The organism is uncultured Cyclobacterium sp. (assembly GCF_963976465.1).
Lineage (GTDB): Bacteria > Bacteroidota > Bacteroidia > Cytophagales > Cyclobacteriaceae > Cyclobacterium.
This window is the reverse complement of record NZ_CAXBOC010000518.1, coordinates 1-3756: the sequence shown is the minus strand read 5'-3', so window position 1 is coordinate 3756 and position 3756 is coordinate 1. Positions and strand designations below refer to the sequence as shown.

General features: G+C 41.2%; 2 protein-coding genes. Both read left to right on the top strand.

What is annotated here, in order from left to right; all coding sequences use genetic code 11:
• Nucleotides 1-519 (top strand): hypothetical protein (locus AAC037_RS21430; RefSeq protein ID WP_339905497.1); only part of this gene is annotated, 519 nt, incomplete at its 5' end.
• 20 nt (nucleotides 520-539) lie between these two features.
• Nucleotides 540-2492, top strand: a complete 1953-nt coding sequence (locus AAC037_RS21425) for a heparinase II/III family protein (RefSeq protein ID WP_339905496.1) — start codon at nucleotides 540-542, stop codon at nucleotides 2490-2492.
• The last annotated feature ends 1264 nt before the right edge of the window (nucleotides 2493-3756 follow it).

Here is a 3756-nt window from a genome sequence, read left to right as displayed (position 1 = left end):
CATTCCAGATTGGAAGCCATTTATTCCCCGGAGGAATCAGGCAAAAAAAACATTGTGACCTTATTAAACCCTCTGGCTGAACCGGACAAAGGCATGCAGCTTCAGCCAAGTGTGCAGGCTACCCATGATGCCCATTTAATTCAACATAAGGATGGGGCAGAGGACCTTGTTTTTAACAGCCATACACCGGATCGTACCATATCCTATGATAAGTTTCACTTTACGGGAGATTTCTTTATCCATAGAGAAATAGCTGGAGCGAGCAATTTTATATTCGTGAAAAATGCTACAGATTTTTCTGATGGTGAGCTGGAATTTAAAGCAGATCATAAGCTTACCTTATGGATGAATCATCGATTTATAAGTGTCATTGCCAGGGAAAGAACAGCCGTTTATTTAAAAAATAAAACTTCGAAAAGACTTTACATTGACGATAAATTAATAGAACGGCCGGAGACGGAGGATGGATGGATGAAAATCCCTTTGTCAGGGGGAGCGCACAGGCTGTATTACAAGTAATTGAATAAACCCATATAAAAATGAGTAAAACAAAACACCTATTCCTGTTTATTTCAGGGATTTTATTATCCGCAAATTTGCTCGGCCAGCATCTGGTCAGTAGTAAGTACAGTGAACAAGAGCTTGCAGAAGTATTGATTCCACTGAAAGATTGGCAACCATTTCCGGCATTGGCCAATAGGGAAGCCTGGAGCAAGGCAGACAAAGAGCAAATGGAGTTTTTCCTTGATTATGCCAATGAGCATATCGATTATTCCTGGCCTTATATTCCTGCCACCAAATCTTTGTTAATTCACAGAAATGGAAACCGAACAGAATACCAAGACATCACCTTTGAGAAGAGGAGGATTTTAGGGGCCATGATATTGGCGGAGCTTTATGAAAACAAGGGGAGGTTTATTGATCCCATAGTCAATGGCGTCTGGTCCATTTGTGAGGAATCTTTTTGGGGAGTGCCCGCTCACCTTCCCAAAACAGATGAATACTCCGGTTTGATGGACGTTTCCAAGCCATTTGTAGACTTATTTGCTGCCGAAACAGCCACTTATTTGGCCTGGGCAGATTACTTTTTGGGAGATAAATTTGATGAGATTTCTCCGCAGATAAGAAAAAGAATCCGGTATGAAACCGAATACAGAATTTTTGAACCTCTGATGAACAAACACCACGGTTGGATGGCTGCCAATGAAAATGGAAGACCACCTAACAACTGGAATCCATGGATTTGCTCCAACTGGATCAATGCAGCCTTATTGCTGGAAGATGATGAGGAAAAAAGAGTAGCCCATATCAATAAAGCCACCCAAGTATTGGACGAATTTTTGACACCATATCCAGAAGATGGAGGTTGTGATGAAGGACCGGGGTATTGGGGCGCAGCTGCGGCTTCTTTGTTTGATAACCTTTCCTTATTGAATGAGGCTACTGACGGTGCTTTTCAATTTGCTTTCGAAGATGAAAAGGTAAAAAATATGGGGCGCTTTATTTATAGAGCGCAGATCAGCAAAGATTATTTCTTGAATTTTGCGGATGCAAGCCCTAAGCCTAAAATGGCCGCAGCCATGATTTACAGGTATGGCAAGGCCATTGAGGATCCGAACATGATGAAGTTTGGAGCCTACTATATAGACCAAAATGAAAAGGCCCTGCCAAGGTTTCATTATTTCAGGCATTTCTTTGAAGTGTTTATGCAGGAAGAATTGGACAATGCAGAAAAGGGGCTTCCCTTGCCTAAAGATGTTTGGCTAAAAGACATTCAGGTAATGGTAGCCAGAGACCAGGAAGGAAGTTCAGATGGCTTTTTTCTAGCAGCAAAGGGTGGGCACAATGATGAAAGCCACAACCACAATGATATCGGAAACTATGTAGTGTTTTACGATGGGCTTCCCGTGCTAATCGATGTGGGAAGTGGCACCTATACCCGAAGGACCTTCAGTGGGGAGCGGTACTCCATTTGGTTCAACCGTTCTGATTACCACAACATGCCTACTATCAATGGCGTCACCCAAAAAGCCGGAAGGGCTTACCAGGCCAGCAAGGTGTCATATGAAACCAATAAAAGAAGTTCATCCATGACTTTGGATATTAGCGAGTCCTATCCTGAATCGGCTGGACTTGTCTCCTGGCAGCGAGACTTGGAGATGAACCGTGGAAAAAGGGTAACGGTAAAGGATACCTACAAGCTTTCCCAGGCCGGAGAGATTATTCAACACCTGATGACCGTTTATCCGGTAGAGGTGGTCAAACCCGGTCTAATCTCTATAGCCTACAAGGGCAAAGACGGAAAGGTGTCACCATTTGAAATCCAATACAATCCAAATGATATGGAGGTAGAAGTGGAGAAAATGCCTTTTGATTTACCGGAAGATGAAGGCGTAGCAAGCAAGTGGGGACAAGAAATGTACCGAATCAACCTTACAAGCAATGGCAATGTACAGGCCGGCAAGATGGATTTTACCATCAGCAAGCAATAAATATCAATAGCCTAAAGGGCCACAAAAAAGAAATAAGCGTGGATAGGATTCACGCTTATTTTTTTTATGATCCTCACCGGAGGCTGAGCTTGTCGAAGCCGCAGAAATCCCCTCCCGGAGGCTGAGCTTGTCGAAGTCGTAGGGGTCGAAGAACGTTAAAAAGATATTGACTATTTCTACCCGGATTGAATTCAGGATTTATTTCAAAAAGTTGAAAACTTTCAGTATTGTAGGTCCAAGTTACACTACGTTAAACTTGGACCAGTGGTAGCCGTAGAAACCCCCTCCCGGAGGCTGAGCCTGTCGAAGCCGTAGGGGCCAAAGAGGGGGACTTCGGAAGTGGGGTAGGGTACTTCAGAACCTACCCATTGGAGTTTATAACCTCAATTACCCACCTTAAAACAGGGGTGGGGTACCTAAAACTGACAAGCTTGGACCTTTTAACTCGAATTTCCCGGTTCAGAACTCCTAATTTTCACCTCAAACCTGAAAAATTTGACCCAAAACTGACAAAAAACGAGGTGTAAAATGGAAAATAGGACAAAATTTCAGGAAAAGTCTTTGGATAAGGTCAAATTTTCTAGGTTCAGAAGTGGGGAGGGGTACTTTCGAGCTCGATGATTTCAGCTTTTTTATTCAAGCTTCCACCTTTTAGGTGGAAATTATTAGGTTTTTACTGATAATTATTAGGTTTTAGCCGGAAATTTCCGCCTTTTTGGCAGTATTTTTTAAGTTTTAACCAAAGCATTTGACCAAAAACTGACAAGGGAGAAGGGGTGAAGTAAAGTGTTTTGGTAAAATGAGGGGTTAAACAGGGTTTTAGCCGGAATTTTTTTATTAAGAACTGATGATAGATTACCTGAGGCTTTGCATGGAAAACAAAAATGGCATAAAATAAGCAATTAAAAATTTTAAAAACCCCTATTCAAGGGTTCAAAGGGTTTTTTATTTAGTATTTATTCCTTAGTTTTAGTGGTAGTTGGAAGGCGAATAAGGTGCACTGTGCATTTATTAGTGCGTTGTAAGCAATCCTCCATATATGAAACACATTTACTTTCAAAGCTAACGGGGTGTTGCTTGTTAATTGATCAATATGGTTAATAATAATGTATACTTTAAAAACCTTACTCAGAATGGTTTTGATATGGGTTGGTAAGAAAAACATAAATATCAATCCTTCGAAATTTTAAAGGAGGCAATCTAAATATAAAAGGTAATAAAACTACACAAAGTCAACCAAATAAGGATATATTGTGCAATAAAA

Bases quoted from the DNA above. Each gene is read 5' to 3' on its own strand.
- AAC037_RS21425 (WP_339905496.1), top strand. From the start codon at position 540: ATGAGTAAAACAAAACACCTATTCCTGTTTATTTCAGGGATTTTATTA.